Genomic DNA, 19,339 nt, shown 5'->3' with positions numbered 1-19,339 from the left:
TCGACTTCGGCAGAGGAGCTGGGCAATGGAGCTTACCGCACATGCCACGCAACGTTGCAGTCAGCGCGGAATCCGCATACAGCAGATTGATTGGTTGATTGCGTATGGACGCCACGTGTGGAATCGAGGCGCTCGCGTGTACTTCTTCGATAGGGCGCATTTCCGGCAGATGCTTTTCAGCCTGACGGCATCAGAACGGCAATTGGCGGAGAAAACGCGCAATAGCTATGTGGTAGTGAAGGACGATCAGGTGATCACCGCGGGGCATCGTCAGCCGGTGTTTTGCGCCAATAAGCCAGGTAGCCATCATCACAGGCGTACTGACTGGCGGCATGGCGGATCTCGAGTAGCGTGAATCTGAGTGCGAGGACAGTAGGTTTGGTGAAAAGTTCCATTTGAGGCTTCAGCTGGTCTTTACCCATGAAAAGCAGCTGGATATTGTGAGCAGATTAATATTTTGCTCAGCCTCAGCTACATCGCGCGGTGCGAAAGCGAGCAGGCAGGATGCGCTGAAGGTCGCTGTGGTGAAGAGTCAGACCATCACAGGGAACCTTGAGATATGTGGTCGAAGCTTTATGCCTCGTGACAAAAATGGATTGCAGTTGAGAGGGCTTCATGGCGTTCAAGGATAAGGCGGAGCTGCGTGCGTTTCTGGAGATGGAGGCGGGATCAATATCTCACTTGCCGTCTTCGTCTCGGCGTGGGGAACCCTCCGCCAGCGCTGAGGAGTACGCTCGAGCACTCAAAGAAATCGAGCCACGCATCTCTGACGGGCAGCGTCGCATGCTAACAGGCCACGCTATAGCGCCAGAGCAGACTTTGACCATGACGCAGTTGGCCGCACTGATGGGGCAGGTCAATTTTCAAACTGCCAATAGTCAGTACGGTCGACTCGGTGGAATGCTGGTTGCATCTCTTGGTGTTCCAAGGCCTAAGTGGTTGGTCTATGCCATTGCGAGCTTCGATGACAATCCGGAGTCCGGGAAAAGGCGTGCGCGTATGCATCCTGAGCTGTCCCAAGCGCTTCTGCAGTTGGGGTGGATAACACCGCAGGATTCCGGTGGCGCGATTATCAGACAGCCAGGCAAAGAGCAGGAACCGGCTTTCAGACCTCACCACGGCTCGCTCAGGGCTCAGGATGTTATTGCTGCACTGGAGGGGGCAGGTTTTAGTCGGCCCGAACAGTCCGGTCTCAAGGTGATGCGTCTGGCGCATCCAGCCCTGACTGTGCCTGTGTTCGTCAAGCAGAGCGCCAGTGAGACGCCCCTCGTGCTACACCCGAAATATGAAGAGCAGCTCTCTAGCTGGCTGAGCATCCAGGGTGTGGAGCGAGGCCAAACGCCTTACTACCACAACAGCAATCTTCGTGGATTCCCCAAACGGAGAAATACGGGAGCCACGGATATCAGCTACGGCATTGATTTAGGGTTTCTGGGCTCAGGTGCGCTCGAGGAACTCATCAGGAAGCTTCTAGATCAGGTGGGAGTTGGGAATGACACACCTGTAATGCCGACGCCACTCTTGCCACAGGGCCTCTCAGAGGAATTGCCTCTGACCGAAACTGAGCGGGAGGCTTTGATCAAGGCGCGAATTGGCCAAAATGGTTATCGCGAGGCGCTTTTGGCGTATTGGGGTGGTTGCGCGGTTACCGACTGTTGCGTACCTGAGCTGCTACGCGCTTCGCACATAAAGCCTTGGCGCGCTGCCAGCTCTAGTGAGCGGCTGGATCCGTTCAACGGCCTTCTGCTGACTCCGAACCTCGACCTGGCCTTCGATCAATGCCTCATCAGTTTCGATGAGGATGGGCTTATCTTGCTTAGCAGTGATCTGGATCCTGCCAGCGCTAAGGCGCTTCACCTCACGCCCAGACTTCGCTTGCGTCAGCTCGAGCCACGTCACTGCGACTATCTGGCTTGGCACCGTGAGCATTTATTCAGAGCTTGATGATGCTGCCCACTACTGTCAGATCTATTCCCAGTTGCCTAAACGCTGCGGCCAGAGCCGAGGACGACGAATTGCACTAGCAGGATGTTGGGCGACGATGAGATCAACTCGTTCCCGCATTACAGAATTTTCCTTCTCCTTTACCTCCTTGTTCGAAGACGTCATGGACGAAAATCATGGAATTTCTATATCACCTGTTGCCCAATTTTGCCTTACTGAAAGGCGGTAGCACGGAAGCGCTGGGCGTCATCTTTTGGTTGGTCATGGCAACGCTATTTGGCTATTCGCTAGTTTCGTTGGTGATGAGCAGCGCCCGCTTTAGGGTACGGGTTCGTGCCTTGAACAGCTTGGTCACGGGGCAGAGCCGCGAAAACCTGGCATTAAACCGTCGAGAGATATTGCAAAAAGCCCTAGCGCTCAAGGACAAACGAATTGGTGCGCTATGGCGGGAGTTCGATGACAGCTTGGTTAGTTCCAGCGACCATAAGCAGCTCTTTAATACTTTGGATGCCGAGCATTTCTTTAATGTGCGAACTCTCGCGCATGGTTTGAGCGGAAGTCGCTTTTTCAGTTCTTTGCCAGGGTTGCTGGTCGGGTTGGGCGTGTTAGCCACATTCGTAGGCCTAACCATCGGTTTATCGAAGTTGAAACTAGATAGCGCTGCAGGCGTGGATCAGTTGCGGGAGGGTATCTCCGTTATGATCCAAGGGGCGGCAGTTGCCTTCATGGCATCGGTTTGGGGGGTAGGTTTCAGCCTAATACTAAATTTAATTGAGAAGATTGCTGAGCGCTGGGCGCTTGGGCGCGTGCAGGATCTACAACATCGCATTGACACGCTGTATCCGCTGATCCCTGCTGAACAGTCGCTGGTTCATATTGCTGACTACAGTCGGGAAAGTAAGGAAGCACTGCAAGAGCTCCACGAACGTATAGGTGACCGCCTTCAGGAAAGCTTGGTAGGCATGAATGAGGCTATGCAGGCGGCCCTTACGGATGCTTTGAACAACATTATGGCTCCGGCCATCCAGACACTCGTCAGCACGACCAGCCAGCAATCTACACAAGTGCTAGAGCGGCTGGTAAGCAATTTCACTGATGGCCTCACGTCGGCAGGGCGTGAGCAGGGCAGTCTGATGCAGCAAGCCGCTGCCGATGTGAATGCTGCAGTCGGTGGAATGACCGACCGCTTGAATCAGCTGTTCCAGACTCTGAGCGATCAGCAAGGGCGACAGCAGGAGGCGGCCAGACAGCAAAGCGGCGAGTTTCAGGCCCAGATGGAGCGGATTTCTTCTTCAGCAGATCAGCGCCAACAACAATTGGAGTCACGTTTCAGTGAGCTGTTGAGCGGATTGACTGGCCAGCTGGATACGCAGCTTGGCTCCGCGCAGCGGCGGGATGAAGAGCGTCAGGCGCTTTTCGAGCGCACTTTGGTTGAGGCAGGGGCGAGCCAATCTGCGTTGTTAGAGAAGTTCGCCAGCGCAAGCCGTGAACAGCTTCAGGCTATGGCAGAGGCTGGAAACGAGCGGCATGGCAATCTGGAGAAAGTCTTCTCCCGGCTAATGATGACACTGAACTCCCAGCTGGATTCGCAAATGGGTGCTGCTGAGACGAGAGAGCAAGAGCGAGCCTTGCGCCATGATCAGCAGCAGGCTGCGGTATTGGCGCAGCAACAGCAGTTAATTGGCAGCCTAGGGCAGACCAGCCAGCAGCAGATCGGCGCAATTGCCGAAGCGGCGGCTGCACAGCAACGTGCTTTGGAGGAGTCAGTTAGCAAGCTGCTCGGTAACTTCAATGAGCAAATGTCGGGCCATGGCCAGCAAGCTGAGCAGCGTGAACATTCTCGCCAGCAACGCTTCAACGAGCAGCTGGAAAGCATGGCGGCGCAGCAGCATGCTCTGCTGGAAGGCATCGCCACAGCTGTACAAGCAACCCAGCAGCAAAGTCGCCAAATGGCTGAGCAGCATCAGCAACTGATGGGGCGTTTGCAGCAAGCCAGCGACGCGGCCGCTACTAGCAGCCGACACATGGACAGCAGTGCCAACCAGCTCGGATTGCTCTCAACCAATGTTCGTCAGGCAGCAGAGCTTCTTGGTCAGCGGTTAGAAAGCGTGACGCAGCGTATTGAGTCTGCTGGTGAGCAGAATGCTGAGCTCGCAGGCCAACTGCGACAACAAGCTACCGCTTTGGCGCAACTTCAAGGTGCGTTGTTGGACGGCGCTCAGCGCTTCGAGCAGGCCGCCGCGGAAGCACGCAGCGGATTTGGCGAGATGAGATCTCATCAGCAAGAGTTCCTAACCGGAGTGCGTGGTGAGTTCACTGCTCTGGGAGAGGCGCTGCGCAGTCAGGTGCAGGGGGTCGAGCAGCAAGCTGAGCAATGGCTGCGTAGCTACTCCACCGAAGTACGCGATCAGGTGCATGAGCGCATGGACCAGTGGAACAAGGAAACCCTGAGCTTTGCTGGCCAGATGCATGCCGCAGTGCAGGCGATCAGTAACGTGGTCGACGAGCTGGAGGCGCGCTAATGCGTTGGCGAAAATCCCATGACGTACCAATGGAAGACGAGGATCCGTACTGGAAGTCTTTCGTGGACATTATGTCGGCGCTGCTGGTGCTCTTCATCTTGGCGTCGGTGGTACTGATCCTTCAGTTGATGGAGAAAAGTGCCGACTTTGATCAGCAGGTCGAGCAGCTGAAGAAAGCAGAAACCGTACGGCAGCAGATTCTCGATGAGGCGGTGGAGAAGCTCCGCCAGCGCGGAATTAAGGTTGAGGTTAGCGAGAACCATACGGTCCTGCGTATACCCAACGAATTGCTTGGCTTTGACACGGGCGCCTTTGAAATTCAGCCACGCTACCAGCCGACGGCCCTGGAGATCGGGGAGGTCATCAACCAGGTGATCAGTCGTGAAGATCGGGTCAACTACCTCGATACCATCTTCATCGAAGGGCACACAGACAACCGCCCCTTTCCAGGCTTTATGGGGAAGGGGAACTGGGGATTATCGACGTTTCGTGCAATCTCACTCTGGCAGTTCTGGAGCACCGAGATGCCTGAAGCGGAGCGTCTGAACCGACTGAGCAATCAGGATGGTGAGCCTTTGTTCTCGGTTAGTGGCTACGCCGAGACTCGCCCTGTAAGTAAGCGGCAGGACGGGGAGGAGGACTATCGGTTGAATCGACGTATCGACATCCGCTTCACCATTCGCCGGCCGCAGAGTTCTGAGTATGAAGCGGTTAAGTCATTGCTTGGGAACTCAACTAAATGAAGCTGCCGCCGATCGATAACCGCCCTGGTGAGTGGTCGCCTACGGTCATCGAGGGCTGGTCGCGCTTGGTGGAAAAGGCTAGCCGCATGAAGGCGAAGGTCGGTAGCGGCGATGCTTTCGAGCGAGCTATTGCCCGGTTGCGCAGCATGGCTAGTAGTGGGCGATTCGACGGACTAGTTGAGTTACTCAGCCGACGTCTAGGTGCTAGAGCGCTTACTTGGCTGTGGTTGCATGATGATTTTGCTGGTACTCGACTGTTCAACGGACGAATGCTAGAGGCCTTGTTGGAGAGCCAGCAGCCCCGCTTGAGCCGACTGACGTTGATTCAGTTGCTCCAACTGTATTTCATCGTTTTTGATCGCCTTGACGAGAGAGACAAGCGGGCCGAGACCAGCTTACGAGGAAGGTTGGAGTGGCATTTACTGGATCAGCTCAAACGTTTGCCGGAGAAAGCTCGGCCCCAATCATTCGTTGCTGATCCGTTAACAACGCTCAAGACGGAAGGAGATTGGCTGCTGGCACTGGACGGCCCACTTCGTCTCGCACAGGCTGTGCGACAGCGTGGCAAGGAGCTAGCACAGACTTTCGAAGAGATGGGCCTGAGCGGATTTGATGTCGGACGTTATGGGGATATCTGTCGCGCACACTTCTACTTGGAAAGGCTGCGCCAGCTGAGACCAGGTGAGTGGGATGAGGTGCTCGATGAACTGCTCAAACCATCAGTGAGTAAGGCGCCGTATGAGGCGGATAGACGCATTGGTCATGCTGCACTGGAGATTATGATCGATCGTGCTGGGGATGATCCAGGCGACGCCTGGCAAAACTTCATTCTCAGCCTGGCGGGTGATCCACGTATTGCGAGCTCAGCTCCGAATTTCCGCGAGTGGTGGAAACCTCTGGGCGAGGAGCGCATTGGTAAGGTGCGCGGGTGGCTATCCAAGGAAGACCTGCGTTTATTCCTGCAGGCTGTTGAGCAGTATGGCGTGGAGTCAGGCAAAGAAGACCTCCAGCGTATGTTCCCGGCACGCAAGCTCTTTCTGGAGGGGTTGTTCAAGCTTGGCCTTATCCGATACACACGCCTGATGCTCGGTAACAGCGCCACGCACTCCGTTAAGCGCATCCTTGGGGGTGAAGTAAAAACTAGTTTTGCCAGCATGGACTCAGTGATGAATGACAAGGCTGTGATCTATCTGGACTGCGGTGATTTCCATTTAGTCGAGGGCTCGCATAGCTTCAGAATCTGGGCCTATCTCGGTCAGCCGGGCCATTGGATCAAGTCATACGAGCGCAATCATTTCTCGCATCATGACCTGACTATTTCGTTGCCCAGGGAGTACAAGGCGGCCTATCCGGGGCTTCCCTATGAGGCAGTGGTTCACAACGGGTCCTGGCAACACAAGGTGTTCGAGTTTCTGGCAGAAAACGGCATTGCTCTGGATATCGAGAAGCTGCTTAGCCGATCAGACTACAAAGCGTATCTAAGCAGGTACGGCATGCCGGTTGTTGGGCTAAAGACGGCGAGAGTTGAGCCCTTAGTGCCGCCGACTGCGGAAAGTGGGATTAGCAAGGATCGGGAGCTTGGGGCCATGAGCTCGGCCGAGTCGAACCCGGTCAAGCTTCAGGCTGCACGGAGGGTTGCACCCTCTGCGGGAGCACCTAGTCCCTCTCAGATCGAGCTCAACAAGACTCAGCGTTCAATCTTGACCTACTTAGCCTCGAATCCAGATCGTTCCATGGGGGAAATCCGGCGGGCGATGGATGGGGATGAGGCTTTGCTTTATGAAATACAGGAGAGTCTCAGGGGTAGGCTTGCAGCCTACGTTCAACAAAATGACGTCTTCCAATGGTCCCTGTCGGAAGCAGGGCGAAATCTTCTCGGAGACGTGCCTTCCCCTGCTCGAACCAAGAGCCCTAGCACGGGCAGCTCTAATAGCGCAGCTCAGCTGAAGCGGCTTGGCGCGTTTGAGTTGCAGGTGCTTTGGTACTTCAAATCAAACCCAGGCGACAGGGTCAGATCTGCGGCCAACGTTCTTGATGTTGAGGCACGAGAGATTAATCGGGTGCTCTACGGAGCCCTTAAAAATATGTGTGAGCAAGGCAGAAACTTTGGCTGGGCAGTAAAGGCCGACATATCTGACGCCTTGGAGCAACTGCCAACAGAATCGTGAGACGACCATGGGATTGGCTGACATCTTTAAAAGCCTGCTTGGCGAGGGGCGAGCAACGCTGAGCACGCAGCAGGGATTCGCCTACGCAGCGGACTCGGACGGCGTGAATTTCTACTTGGACAAGAAGGTGTACGCGGCGCTGGCAGCCGGCCAAGGGAATGCCTTGCAGAAGGTCCAACTGATCGTTTTGCGTATGCTGCAGGAGCAGGGCTTAGCTGAGCCACTTGCTAATGGATTCCATGTGGCTGCTGAAGACGTCGCCGGCATGGATGATGAGCAGGCTGAGATTCTTCGTTTGCCCCGCCGGCTCAGCATGAGCTTTGTCAGCAGAATCAGCGGTCGAACTGGGCATAGCGGTTTTCGTGTCGATCTGACGATTCAATCCAAAGCAGGTGAAGTGCCCTTCACGCGGAAGGGGCCACTGCTCTACCTGACATCCACAGAGTGCTATCGCCTTACGCCTGCTGAGTTGATGGGGCTAATGGCGTGGGAATACCACCAAAATCTGCCTGCACAGCTACGAGGAGAAGCTTCCAATTTGAGGATGATGGCTGAGCTGCAGACCGCTGCGCGTAGCGGGATGCGTGTCGACCTCAGCCATTTTGAAAGGCTGGATGTGGTGGTGCCGGAGAACATTGGCGTCATTGCTACGCGTCTGGCAGATGGCAGCCTCATGCTCAGCCCCAGCTTGGGAGATGGCTCTACACCGGATCAGTTAGAGAAGCGCTGGTCCCAACTGGATATGGGAGCAGATGGCGGAGTATTGCGCATCGACAACCGTGTGGTGCTCCTTGAGCCGCAGAAGATGGCTGCGATTAAGGAAGTGTTGCGCAGTAAACGCATTCCTGCTGACCGGGTCGCGGAGTTCATCGCCACACCAAGCGCGTTCCTGGATGCGGCGTTGGTCAATCTTGACCTTGGCTTTTCTGTCCGGGTCGCAGGCATTGGCAAGCTTCAACACATGGAGTTTGGCGACTTAGACAATCAGAAGAATGATTGGTTTGCACTGGATTCACGCCCCGCTCCCGCTGAGATCATTCCGAAGTTAGTGCAATCCGAAGAGGACCTACAGCACTTCAACGAGCTCTACAAAGCGGCCATTGAGCAGGGCGCGACCAGCATGACCTTTGGGGGAGAGACGATTGATATCTCCGATCCCGCCCTTGTTGAGCAACAGCTGAAGAGGATTGAGGCGTCTCTGAGGGACCCGGCACTCAACGAAGTGCCCGGGGACTCATTGTCAGTAGAGCCCAAAGAGCGAGTGAGTGTGCTGCTACGTGATGCTGACGAGATCAGCAGCACGTTGTTGTGCAAAGCAAGCGAGGCTAAGCCCGCGCACGAGCCTGAGTGGAGTGCGTACGCGCGCCAACCCTTCCCGCACCAACGGGAGGGGGTTGAGTGGATGCTTGGGCTGCTGGAGTCGGCAGTTTGCGATGATCATGATGATCTGTATCGGCTGCAGGGCGGACTGCTCGCTGACGATATGGGGTTGGGTAAGACCTACATGTCGCTGGTTACAGTAGGTGAGTATCTAGCACAGCAAAAGGCCTCTGGGCGTGCACAAAAACCAGTGCTTGTGGTGGCTCCCTTGAGCCTGCTGGAGAACTGGGAAGATGAGGTCGCGCAGACCTTTAGAAGCATCCCATTCCGGGACATCGTAGTGCTGCAGTCCGGAAGGGACTTGAGCCGCTTCAGAGTCAAAGGGGCCGAGCGAGAGTCCGCGCAATTGGCTTCGCTGATAAATGACGATGGAGAAATGGACGATGAATCCATTCGCTATGCGCTCACCATCGGTCCAGAGGTGGGTGTCCACCGCCTGGATATGGATCGTCGCCTGGTTCTGACTACTTATCAGACCCTAAGGGACTACCAGTTCTCTCTGTGCAGAATTGACTGGGGGCTGGTGATTTTTGATGAGGCACAGAACATCAAGAATCCTAATGCGGCGCAAACGCGAGCTGCGAAGGGTTTGAAAGCGGACTTCAAACTGTTGGCTACCGGTACGCCAGTCGAGAACAGTTTGGGGGACTTCTGGTGCCTCATGGACACGGCTCAGCCAGGAATCCTCGGAGGCTGGAGCCAGTTTCGTGACAATTGGATCAAGCCGATCCTGGCTGCGGCAGATGATGAAAAAGATGAGGTTCGGCGAAGGGTTGGGGCTGATCTGCGAGAGGCTGTAGGCAGATTCATGCTCCGCCGTATCAAGGAAGACCAGTTAAAAGGGCTTCCAAGCAAGACCATCCATAGCGGCGTGGCGCAGCCTCTTGGCGGGCTTCAGCTTCATGCAGCTCATCTTGCGGTTTCCATGAAGGGCATGCAGCTTCAAGCTTACGACGCCGTGCTCGAGGACTTCCGGGCAAGGCGTGCGACTGAGGACATGCGCGGTGCTGCGCTTGCAGCTCTTTCTCAGCTTCGAGAGATCTCTCTGCATCCTCGTCTTCGTGAAGAGGCAGCGTTGATGGCTGGCAGCGCTAGTGAGGCGCGTACCCATATGGCTCAGTCAGGGAAGCTGGTGGTGCTGCTGGACTTGCTCGATCGAATTCGTCAGGGCGAGGAAAAGGTCATTCTGTTCATGGTCACCAAACGGCTTCAGAGGATCTTGAAGCTGTGGCTCGACCAGATCTACGGGTTGGACGTAGCGATCATTAATGGTGAGACCGCGGCAGTTGCGAAGAGATCAGATGAGCTGACTCGCAAAAAGCTGATCGGTGTTTTTGAGTCTAAACCTGGCTTCAACATCATGATCATGTCTCCGGTTGCTGCAGGGGTTGGATTGACTGTGGTCGGAGCTAATCACGTTGTGCATTTGGAGCGACATTGGAACCCCGCCAAGGAGGCTCAGGCGTCCGATCGTGTGTATCGGATTGGCCAGAAGAAAGACGTGCACATACACCTGCCCGCTGTGCTCCATCCGCAATTCGACTCTTTTGACGTTCACCTTGATCGCTTGCTTAGAGGCAAGCTGATGCTCAAGGATGCAGTCGTGACGCCCGAGGTTGTGAGCGAGGGAGAGATAATTCGCTCCATGGGGCTGTAATGATGAACACCTAGAGGCGTAGGTCAGTGAGCTGTGGTCGTAGCGCTTAGATAGTTTGGAGCGGACCAAACCATATGGAATGTGGCTTCTGCCGAATCTTGAGAGGTGCTCAAGCAATTCGGCGCCAAGTTTACAGGGCGTTGAGATATCTCGATGAGTGTAGATGGTTACCAGTAGCAAATCGGAACTGGCAAGCCGGCAGTAGTGACGAGCAATCGCTTGAATCTCTTCCCCCCGCGCTCCGCGCTTCCTTTATCATTCCTCCACTTTGTATGGACGGTTGGCGTTAGCGCCTGCCAGTGCCGCTTCTTTGCAGTAGCGATCGGGATAGCCGCATCTCATGAACGCCGTAGAAATCGAACAAGCTATTACCGACCTGGCCGGCCAGCCGTTTGACCAGGTCGAGTTCCCCTATGCCTTCCTGCAGGCCTTTGGTAACAAGGAGACCACCCTCAAGCGTCTACGCTCGGGGGCAACCAACAAGTCCGATCTGGGCGGCGTGCTGCAAACCAGCAATATCCACCTGGCGGTGTGTGAGCCAGGCAATGTCACCGAGACCTTGGCGGCCCTAAAGGCCAGCCCGGCCACAGCGCGGGCCAAGGCCAAGTACGTACTTGCTACTGATGGTGAAACACTGGAAGCCGAGGAGCTGGAAAGCGGCGAAACTGTTGCCTGCGCTTACTCGGAATTCCCCGATCACTTTGGTTTTTTCCTACCGCTGGCGGGTATTTCCACGGTCAAGCAGATCCGCGAGAACTCCTTTGATATCCGCGCGACCAGCCGACTGAATCGGCTCTATGTGGAGTTGCTCAAGGATAACCCGACCTGGGGCACGGCCGAACGCCGTCATGAGATGAACCATTTCATGGCGCGGCTGATCTTCTGCTTCTTCGCTGAAGACACCGACATTTTCAATGGTACCGGCCTATTTACCGACACACTCACGCAGATGAGCGACCGCGATTCCAGTAATCTGCATGAGGTGATGGGCGAGATCTTTCGCGCCATGAACACGCCGATCGCTCAGCGAGCTTCGGCAAATCTGCCGCGCTGGGCGGATACTTTTCCCTACGTCAACGGTGGGCTGTTCTCGGGCGAGCCGGACGTGCCGCGTTTTTCACGCATTGCACGGAGCTATCTGCTGCATATCGGCGCGCTGGATTGGAAGCAGATCAACCCCGATATCTTCGGCTCCATGATCCAGGCCGTGGCGGACGACGAGGAGCGTGGCGCCCTGGGCATGCACTACACGAGCGTGCCCAATATCCTCAAGGTACTCAACCCGCTGTTTCTCGATGAGCTGCGCGCCAAGCTGGAAGAGGCAGGTGACAACGCGCGCACGTTGCTCAATCTACGTAAGCGCCTGGCGCGTATTCGTGTATTTGATCCAGCCTGTGGTTCAGGCAACTTCCTGGTCATCGCCTACAAACAACTGCGTGAGATCGAAAACACCATCAACGAGCGCCGTGGTGAGCCCGGACGCAAGAGCGATATCCCGCTGACTAATTTCCGAGGTATCGAACTGCGGGACTTTTCTGCAGAGATCGCGCGATTGGCTTTGATCATCGCAGAGTATCAATGCGATGTGCTGTATCGCGGGCAGAAAGAGGCTCTATTGGAGTTTTTGCCCCTGAATAGTCAGAACTGGATTACCAGCGGAAATGCATTGCAGCTTGACTGGCTCAGTGTCTGCCCCCCTACTGGGACCACGGTCAAGCTGCATGCCGATGACCTATTTGGCAGCCCATTGGACCAAGCCCAAATTGATTTCGAGAATGAAGGTGGAGAAACGTATCTCTGCGGTAATCCGCCTTATCGTGGGAGCAAATGGCAAAGCGAGGAGCAAAAGGCTGACTTAGCAAAAGCCTGGCGTAGGCATCCTAAACTAGCCAAGACAACCGATTATGTAACCGGCTGGTTCGCCCGTTTCCTAGACTATGCTGATCAAGAACCATCAGCTGTCGCTGCTTTTGTAGCAACCAACAGCGTCTGTCAAGGGCAGCAAGCGACAGAGGTGTGGCCTGCGGCATTTGAGCGCGGCTGTGAGATTCGTTTCGCTCACACCTCATTCAAATGGGCTAACTTGGCCAGCAACAATGCTGGTGTCACGGTTGTCATCGTTGGTCTGAGCAAAAAATCACCTGCTACCAAGACGATTTATCAAGACGACTTAGTCAAACAGTGCACCGCAATCGGCCCCTATCTAGTACCGGACAGTTTGGCGTATGTGCAGAAAGCCAACCTGCCAATCGGCGAGCAATCAATCATGCTCTTCGGAAATATGCCGCGCGATGGCGGGTACTTGTTCTTAGATTGTGATTTAGCAGAAAAAATTGCCAAAGAAGACCTGATTGCTAAGGATTTTATTAAGCACTTCGTTGGTTCAGATGAGCTGATTAATGGGCGGCAGCGCTATTGTCTGTGGATTGAAGATGTCGGAGTTGAGACGGCAATTAAAAGCGAATTTATAGCCCAGAGGCTGCGATTGGTTGCAGAAAATCGTAATCAATCGAGCGCCGAGTCAACTAGACAGTTTTCAAAACAGCCACATCGCTTTGTCCAAATTGCTGGGAAAACGAAAAAAACAGCCATCGTTGTGCCGCGGGTATCGTCTGAAAATAGACCTTACCTGCCAGTCGACTACCTCACTTCAAATTACGTCGTAGGTGACCGAAACTTTGCTCTTTATGATGCACCTTTGTGGAATATGTCGCTTATCGCTTCGCGCTTACATTGGGTTTGGATAGCCAGCGTTTGTGTCCGTCTTGAGATGCGCTTTTCCTATTCTAATACCCTAGGCTGGAACACCTTCCCGGTGCCGCCTCTGACCGAGAAAAACAAAGCCGACCTCACTCGCTGCGCCGAAGACATTCTTCTAGCACGCGAAGCTCACTTCCCGGCCACGATTGCAGATCTCTACGACCCAGAGACTATGCCTGACAATCTGCGTGCAGCACACGAGCGCAATGACGAAATGCTGGAGCGCATCTATATCGGTCGTTGTTTTAAGAATGATACCGAACGCTTGGAGAGGCTGTTCGATTTGTATAGCAAGATGACGGCCAGCCAGAAACCACGGAAGGCCAAGTAATGAGTGACCTTATCCCTATTAAATACATGGGCATGAAGCCCTGAATGGATGCATAGCCATGACCCAAACCGTTCCTTCCGTTTCCGTCTCCTATGCCCAGAACGGACGCTCCACCAAAGCCAACGAGCTTGGCATGCGACCTATGCAGGAGCGCGTCTTCGAGCGACGTGGTGAGCAGTACCTGCTGATCAAGTCGCCGCCTGCATCCGGTAAAAGCCGGGCCTTGATGTTCATTGCTCTAGACAAGCTGGCGCACCAGAGCATCAAGCAGGCCATCATCGTGGTGCCGGAAAAATCTATTGGTTCGAGCTTTCACGATGAGCCGCTTAGCCGCCACGGCTTCTGGGCTGACTGGCATGTGGAGCCGCGTTGGAACCTGTGTGATGCCCCTGGCACCGAAGATGGAGGTAAGGTCAATGCTGTGGGTACGTTCCTGGAAAGCAGTGACCAGGTTCTGGTTTGTACCCATGCCACCTTCCGTTTTGCGGTGGAAAAATTCGGTGTGGCGGCGTTCGATGACCGCTTGATCGCCGTGGACGAGTTCCACCACGTTTCTGCCAACCCGGAGAACAGGCTGGGCACGTACCTAGGCGAACTGATCGCCCGCGACAAGGTACATATCGTGGCGATGACCGGCTCCTATTTCCGGGGTGATGCCGAGGCTGTACTGTCACCCGCCGACGAAGCCCGCTTCGATACTGTGACTTACACCTACTACGAGCAGCTCAACGGCTACGAGCACCTGAAGAAGCTAGACATTGGTTACTACTTCTACTCAGGGGCTTACTCCGACGACATCCTTAAGGTGCTCGACCCGAACGAAAAGACCATCCTCCACATCCCTAACGTGAACTCCCGCGAGAGCACCAAGGACAAGATCCGCGAGGTGGAGCACATCATCGAAGAGCTGGGCGAGTGGCAAGGCACTGATCCGGTGACGGGCTTCCAGCTAGTGAAGACATTTGATGGGCGTGTACTTCGTATTGCCGACCTGGTGGATGACGACCCGGCCAAGCGCGATAAAGTCTCGGCTGCCTTGAAAGATCCGACCCAGAAAAACAACCGCGATCATGTCGATATCATCATCGCGCTGGGCATGGCCAAAGAGGGCTTTGACTGGATCTGGTGCGAGCACGCCCTCACAGTCGGCTACCGTTCCAGCCTGACCGAGATTGTGCAGATCATCGGGCGGGCGACACGCGATGCCCCCGGCAAAGCACGGGCACGCTTCACCAACCTCATCGCCGAGCCGGATGCCAGCGAGAAGGTGGTGACCGAGGCGGTGAACGATACTCTCAAGGCGATTGCCGCCAGCCTACTGATGGAGCAGGTTTTGGCGCCGCGTTTCGAGTTCAAGCCGAAGACTCCCACTTCTGGGCCGCAGGAAGGCTTCGACTACGGAGATGCGGGCTATCAGCCCGACAAGTGCAACGTGGGTTTCAACCATGAAACCGGGCAGCTGCAGATCGAGATCAAAGGCTTGGCTGAGCCCCAAAGCCCCGAGGCCAGCCGTATCTGCCAGGAAGATCTGAACGAGGTGATTGCCAGCTTCGTTCAGGACAAGACCAACATCGAGCGAGGCCTGTTCGATGAGGAGCTGGTTCCCGAAGAGCTGACTCAGCTGCGCATGGGTAAGATCATCCGCGACAAGTACCCCGAATTAGATGCCGAGGATCAGGAGGCTGTTCGCCAGCACGCCATTGCGGCACTGAACTTGACTCAGCAAGCCAAGCAACTGGTGTTGGGTGATGACCTGCAAGGCACCGTCGGTGGGGCAAACAGCGCCCCGAGCACTGCCCTGATTGATGGCGTGCGAAAGTTCGCGATGGATGTGCGTGAGCTGGATATCGACCTGATCGACCGGATCAACCCGTTCAGCGAGGCCTACGCCATTCTCGCAAAGACCATGAGCGAGGAAAGCCTCAAGCAGGTCGCTGCGGTGATCGGTGCTAAGCGCACCCGCCTGACGCCAGATGAAGCCAAAGACTTAGCCATCCGTGCCGTGAAGTTCAAGAAAGATCATGGTGGCCGGGCTCCTTCACATACCGCTCAAGACCCTTGGGAGCGGAGTATGGCGGAGGGCGCTGCTGCCTTTATGCGTTTTAAGAAAGAGGGCCGTTATGGCTAACGAATTTGATCTTGATGAGCTGGAAGCGGAGCTTTCCGATTTCGCCACGTCAGACAAAAAGACAGGTCGCACTCCTCGCGAGGAGCGCATCATTGCCGGCTTCGAAGATATTCAGCGCTTTGTTGAGGAGCACGGCCATGCGCCGTGCCATGGCGATGATAAAGACATCTTCGAGCGCCTGTATGCCGTGCGTTTGGATCGTCTGCGCGATCAGGAAGAATGCCGCACCCTGCTAATGCCTCTCGACCATCAGGGCCTATTGAATGCGTTTGAGGTGCGGGAGCCGCAAGGCGACTACACCATGACGGACGACGAGCTGTTGGCGGAACTGGCCGGCGGCGACGATGGTTCGGATATTCAGAACCTCCGTCACGTTCGCAGCAATGCCGAAAAGCGTGAAGCCGAGGAGATTGCACAGCGCGAGCGTTGCGAGGACTTTGAGCGGTTCCAGCCGCTGTTTGAGCAAGTGCAGCGCGAGCTGCAGTCGGGCGTTCGAGTTACCCGCACCTTCATCCGGGATGCGAGCATCGAGGAAGGCCAGTTCTTCATTCTCGGTGGGCAGACGGTTTATGTCGTCGAGGTCGGCGAGTCCATTAAGGCACCGAATGGTGAAAGCGATGCCCGGCTTAGGGTGATTTACTCCAACGGCACAGAGAGCAATCTACTGCGCAGATCCCTGCAGCGTGCACTGTACAAGGATGATGCCGGCCGTCGTATTACCGATGCGGATGCCGGCCCATTATTTGGCGAAACGCTGGAGCCCGACGATATCGAAAGTGGCACCATTTACGTGCTTCGCAGCCACTCAACGCATCCCTTCGTGATCGAGCATCGCGACCTGATCCACAAGATCGGCGTCACCGGTGGCAAGGTGGAAACACGTATCGCCGGGGCTGACAAGGACGCCACCTACCTGCTGGCGGATGTTGAGGTGGTCGCCACTTACAAGCTGCACAACATCAATCGTACGCGGATGGAAAACCTGTTCCACCGTCTGTTCAGCCCTGCCCAGATTGAGCTGACGATCCCCGATCGCTTCGGCAATCCGGTCAAGCCAAGGGAGTGGTTTCTGGTGCCGCTGCACGTGATTGACGAGGCCGTGGGGCGGATACGCGATGGCTCCATCACTGGGGTGATGTACGATCCGCAGTCAGCTCGACTCGTTCAACAGAGTTAACCCCCATCATCGAGTGCGAGGCCGAGAGGCCTCGCACTCGATTGTCTATTTATGATTGATGTTGCGTTTAAGCATGTGAAACCTTGCTGTTGCCATCGCCACCGAGGGGAACCGGGTGGATTTCGTGGCAGGGCGATACTATCAAGCAATCAAGGCAAGAGCGCTTCAAGTCTCTTTCCCAGAGAGTGCCAGGCTTCGGTTTTTTCCTTGGCATAGTCATGATGCAAATAATGCCGGCGCACCTTGGATCCGCCCAGTAGATGGTTCTGGCAGCGGTCAATGATTTCTAGCGTTACGCCAAGTTCCTGCATCATAGTTGCGCCAGTGCGGCGCAAATCATGTGGTGTCCACTCGCCCTTGGCGCCCTTGCTAAGTACTAGCGAATCATCATGGTGGCGACCAGTAAGCGGTTTGCTGCGATTCTTAAATCTGCACTGTCGATCGCCGATCAGCTTGCTGACCGTCTTGGTGTCGACATGGGTATTCTCGTCTTTGCTGGGGAAGCAGAACGGGGTATGGCCGGTTTCTTCTTTCAGGCGCTTGAACTGATTCAACGCGAATGAGGATAGAAATACGTGGTGATCCTGGCGCTTGCCCTTATGCCCCTTGGTGGCTTCTGCAGGGATGAACCAGGTGCCTTTCTCCAGATCCACATGGCGCCATTCGGATTTGAGCAACTCACCGATACGGCAGAGGGTGCTCAGGCAAATCCAGACGGCGCATTGCACACGTGGATTGACCGGGCGGATGCCGGAGTATTTCTGGCCGGCGGGTAGGGCGTTGTAGTCGCGTTCCAAGCGGGCGAAGATGTTGTGCAGTTCACGGATTTCGTCAGGAGAAAGTAGTCGGTCGCGCTGTTCTTCGTAGTCGTGATCGAGCAGCTTATTGACATCCACCAGGTCGGCCGGGTTGCCGTCGGCCATTAGGGTGCGCCATGGCTTGCGTTTCTCCGCCCACCGCAGCATCTGGCCGATGTCCTTGCTGCGAATCACTACGGTGCGATTCAGTCCGCGGGCTTTGACCGAGCGTAAGACGTTGAGCAGATCTTTCTCGGTTAGGGTGCGCAGCGGCTTCTTGCCAATGAGTGGGAGCACGTCTTTGGTGAAGCTGCGGCGCAACTCGGCGTTGCCGTCTTGACGGGATACACCGTCGCTCATCCACTCTTCGAAGAGGTCGGCGACTGTCTTGTTCTCGGCTGCCTGGCGTTCAGCTTCAGCAATGGTGGCAGCGATCGCTGCCTGGGCTTCGATCTTGGCGGCCTTGCGGGCTGCAGTGGGATCGATCCCTTTGGCGGTTATCGCTTTTACTTCGTCGCGCTCAGCGCGAATCTGCGCTAGCGATTTCTTCGGCCAACTGCCCAGGCTTTGGTCGCGCTTCATTCCATCCTGCTTGAATTCGTAGCGGAACTGCACTGTCACGCCACGCACGCCGGCACGGACTTTGGCGACCAGACCTCCATCCTCTCGGATGATCCTGCCGTCGTCGGCAGTGGTGAGAGCTTCCAGTTGCTTGGCTGTCAGTTTGGGCATGTCCTACCCCTTGCCTGATTCAGGTTTCAGAGAATTTTACCCCACTTTTACCCCACCGAATTGCTTGGCTGTCGGTGGATGCTAGTGGATCGTAATGGACGCTAATTTAGCCTGTATGCCCCGTATTTTCTAGGGTTTATGCGTTCCGTTAATGTCCATTGACATCTATGGAAATCCATCAAATAAGCGCATGGGGTGCAAGGGGTAGAGTGTTCGAATCACTCCGTCCCGACCAAATTTAAAAGGCCGGTTCAGCAATGAATCGGCCTTTTTTCATTTCTCTTTCCGCAAAAATTCTTAGATCGCCCGCCAATGCGGCGTCTCCCTTGGTGCCTAATTATCCTGCGCTTTTGGGAATTTAGGCGGGGCGCCTGTCGATCGATCCAGGTTTCGCCTTGTCACTTGATGACGCTGGTGCGTGGGGACGCCTGGTTCATGAGGGTGCGGTTGGGATTAGTGTAGGGGCGTGCCGGAGGGTAAGGGGTGTTGAGTTATTTGGCGATAATGCGGTGTTTATGGTGTCAGAAGTGGTAGAGGGCTTTAGTAGGAGCCAGCTTCGCTGATGACATTTACTTCCTCAGTCAGTAGGGCGGGGTATTGGGCGATGGGCCAGAGTTGACGGTCGATTAGGACTGCGCGGACTTGCTGGGCGTGGTCTTGGGAGGCGACTCGATGATTGGCGTCTCGCATGGCGGGGTTTCATCTACGAGGTTGAGGGCGCGCCACGCATCGTCATCAAGCGAGGAGGTTGGTAGTGCCTTCTTTATATGGGTGGCACGACTCGGTTGCATGGTCGTTGCTGATACGCCTGGGCTGGCGCTGCTGTGGGACGGTGCTGCTTCTATATAGAAGGAGGAGGGAAGAGACCCATTGTCATCTTTCTGCAAAAAGTCGTTGACGGCCCATTTAAACTCCCTATAATGCGCACCACTCCCAGCGACGAAGCGCTGAAAGAACTTGAAAATCAAGTACTTACAGAGATTCGAAGTTGAGAGTGGTG

Annotated in this window: 11 protein-coding genes; 9 read left to right on the top strand and 2 right to left on the bottom strand. The window is 55.4% G+C overall.

Features of this window, described 5'->3' with window-relative positions; all coding sequences use genetic code 11:
- Window positions 1-25: 25 nt before the first annotated feature.
- From ACNFH5_RS29765 to ACNFH5_RS29725, 9 genes are all read left to right on the top strand, one after another.
- Window positions 26-355, top strand: a complete 330-nt coding sequence (locus ACNFH5_RS29765) for a hypothetical protein (protein WP_124101420.1) — start codon at window positions 26-28, stop codon at window positions 353-355.
- A gap of 470 nt (window positions 356-825) precedes the next feature.
- On the top strand, window positions 826-1,944 hold the full coding sequence (locus ACNFH5_RS29760; protein ID WP_416752411.1) for an HNH endonuclease: 1,119 nt from the start codon (window positions 826-828) through the stop codon (window positions 1,942-1,944).
- Between the two features lie 173 nt (window positions 1,945-2,117).
- A complete protein-coding gene (gene zorA / locus ACNFH5_RS29755; protein WP_416752465.1) occupies window positions 2,118-4,466 on the top strand; it encodes an anti-phage ZorAB system protein ZorA in 2,349 nt (782 codons plus the stop codon).
- Window positions 4,466-5,209 (top strand): OmpA/MotB family protein, encoded by a 744-nt coding sequence (locus tag ACNFH5_RS29750; RefSeq protein WP_034020197.1) that lies wholly within the window; start codon window positions 4,466-4,468, stop codon window positions 5,207-5,209. The genes zorA and ACNFH5_RS29750 overlap by 1 nt, the downstream gene beginning before the upstream one ends.
- Window positions 5,206-7,377, top strand: a complete 2,172-nt coding sequence (locus ACNFH5_RS29745) for an EH signature domain-containing protein (protein ID WP_416752409.1) — start codon at window positions 5,206-5,208, stop codon at window positions 7,375-7,377. Before ACNFH5_RS29750 ends, ACNFH5_RS29745 begins: the two co-directional genes overlap by 4 nt.
- 7 nt (window positions 7,378-7,384) lie before the next feature.
- The gene (locus ACNFH5_RS29740; RefSeq protein ID WP_416752407.1) at window positions 7,385-10,414 is read left to right on the top strand and encodes a DEAD/DEAH box helicase; all 3,030 of its coding nucleotides are present in this window, start codon (window positions 7,385-7,387) and stop codon (window positions 10,412-10,414) included.
- Between the two features lie 340 nt (window positions 10,415-10,754).
- Entirely contained in the window at window positions 10,755-13,505 is a 2,751-nt protein-coding gene (locus ACNFH5_RS29735) for a class I SAM-dependent DNA methyltransferase (RefSeq protein ID WP_416752405.1), read from the top strand.
- A gap of 58 nt (window positions 13,506-13,563) precedes the next feature.
- Complete coding sequence (locus ACNFH5_RS29730) at window positions 13,564-15,633, top strand: DEAD/DEAH box helicase (RefSeq protein ID WP_416752403.1); 2,070 nt, start codon at window positions 13,564-13,566, stop codon at window positions 15,631-15,633.
- Entirely contained in the window at window positions 15,626-16,810 is a 1,185-nt protein-coding gene (locus ACNFH5_RS29725) for a GIY-YIG nuclease family protein (RefSeq protein WP_416752401.1), read from the top strand. The genes ACNFH5_RS29730 and ACNFH5_RS29725 overlap by 8 nt, the downstream gene beginning before the upstream one ends.
- Window positions 16,811-16,959: 149 nt before the next feature.
- On the opposite strand, the gene ACNFH5_RS29720 is transcribed toward ACNFH5_RS29725, so the two are convergent.
- Complete coding sequence (locus ACNFH5_RS29720) at window positions 16,960-18,339, bottom strand: tyrosine-type recombinase/integrase (protein WP_416752399.1); 1,380 nt, start codon at window positions 18,337-18,339, stop codon at window positions 16,960-16,962.
- A 626-nt stretch (window positions 18,340-18,965) separates the two neighbouring features.
- Window positions 18,966-19,339: hypothetical protein (locus ACNFH5_RS29715; protein WP_416752397.1), on the bottom strand; the 374-nt coding region annotated here is incomplete at its 5' end.

It is taken from the genome of Pseudomonas sp. NY15435 (assembly GCF_048068295.1).
Taxonomy (GTDB): domain Bacteria; phylum Pseudomonadota; class Gammaproteobacteria; order Pseudomonadales; family Pseudomonadaceae; genus Pseudomonas.
The sequence above is the reverse complement of the archived record's forward strand: the minus strand, read 5'-3'. Positions and strand labels throughout refer to the sequence as shown.

Bases quoted from the DNA above. Each gene is read 5' to 3' on its own strand.
- ACNFH5_RS29750 (WP_034020197.1), top strand. From the start codon at position 4,466: ATGCGTTGGCGAAAATCCCATGACGTACCAATGGAAGACGAGGATCCG.
- ACNFH5_RS29740 (WP_416752407.1), top strand. From the start codon at position 7,385: ATGGGATTGGCTGACATCTTTAAAAGCCTGCTTGGCGAGGGGCGAGCA.
- ACNFH5_RS29720 (WP_416752399.1), bottom strand. From the start codon at position 18,339: ATGCCCAAACTGACAGCCAAGCAACTGGAAGCTCTCACCACTGCCGAC.
- ACNFH5_RS29760 (WP_416752411.1), top strand. From the start codon at position 826: ATGACGCAGTTGGCCGCACTGATGGGGCAGGTCAATTTTCAAACTGCC.
- ACNFH5_RS29765 (WP_124101420.1), top strand. From the start codon at position 26: ATGGAGCTTACCGCACATGCCACGCAACGTTGCAGTCAGCGCGGAATC.
- ACNFH5_RS29730 (WP_416752403.1), top strand. From the start codon at position 13,564: ATGACCCAAACCGTTCCTTCCGTTTCCGTCTCCTATGCCCAGAACGGA.
- ACNFH5_RS29745 (WP_416752409.1), top strand. From the start codon at position 5,206: ATGAAGCTGCCGCCGATCGATAACCGCCCTGGTGAGTGGTCGCCTACG.
- ACNFH5_RS29725 (WP_416752401.1), top strand. From the start codon at position 15,626: ATGGCTAACGAATTTGATCTTGATGAGCTGGAAGCGGAGCTTTCCGAT.
- ACNFH5_RS29735 (WP_416752405.1), top strand. From the start codon at position 10,755: ATGAACGCCGTAGAAATCGAACAAGCTATTACCGACCTGGCCGGCCAG.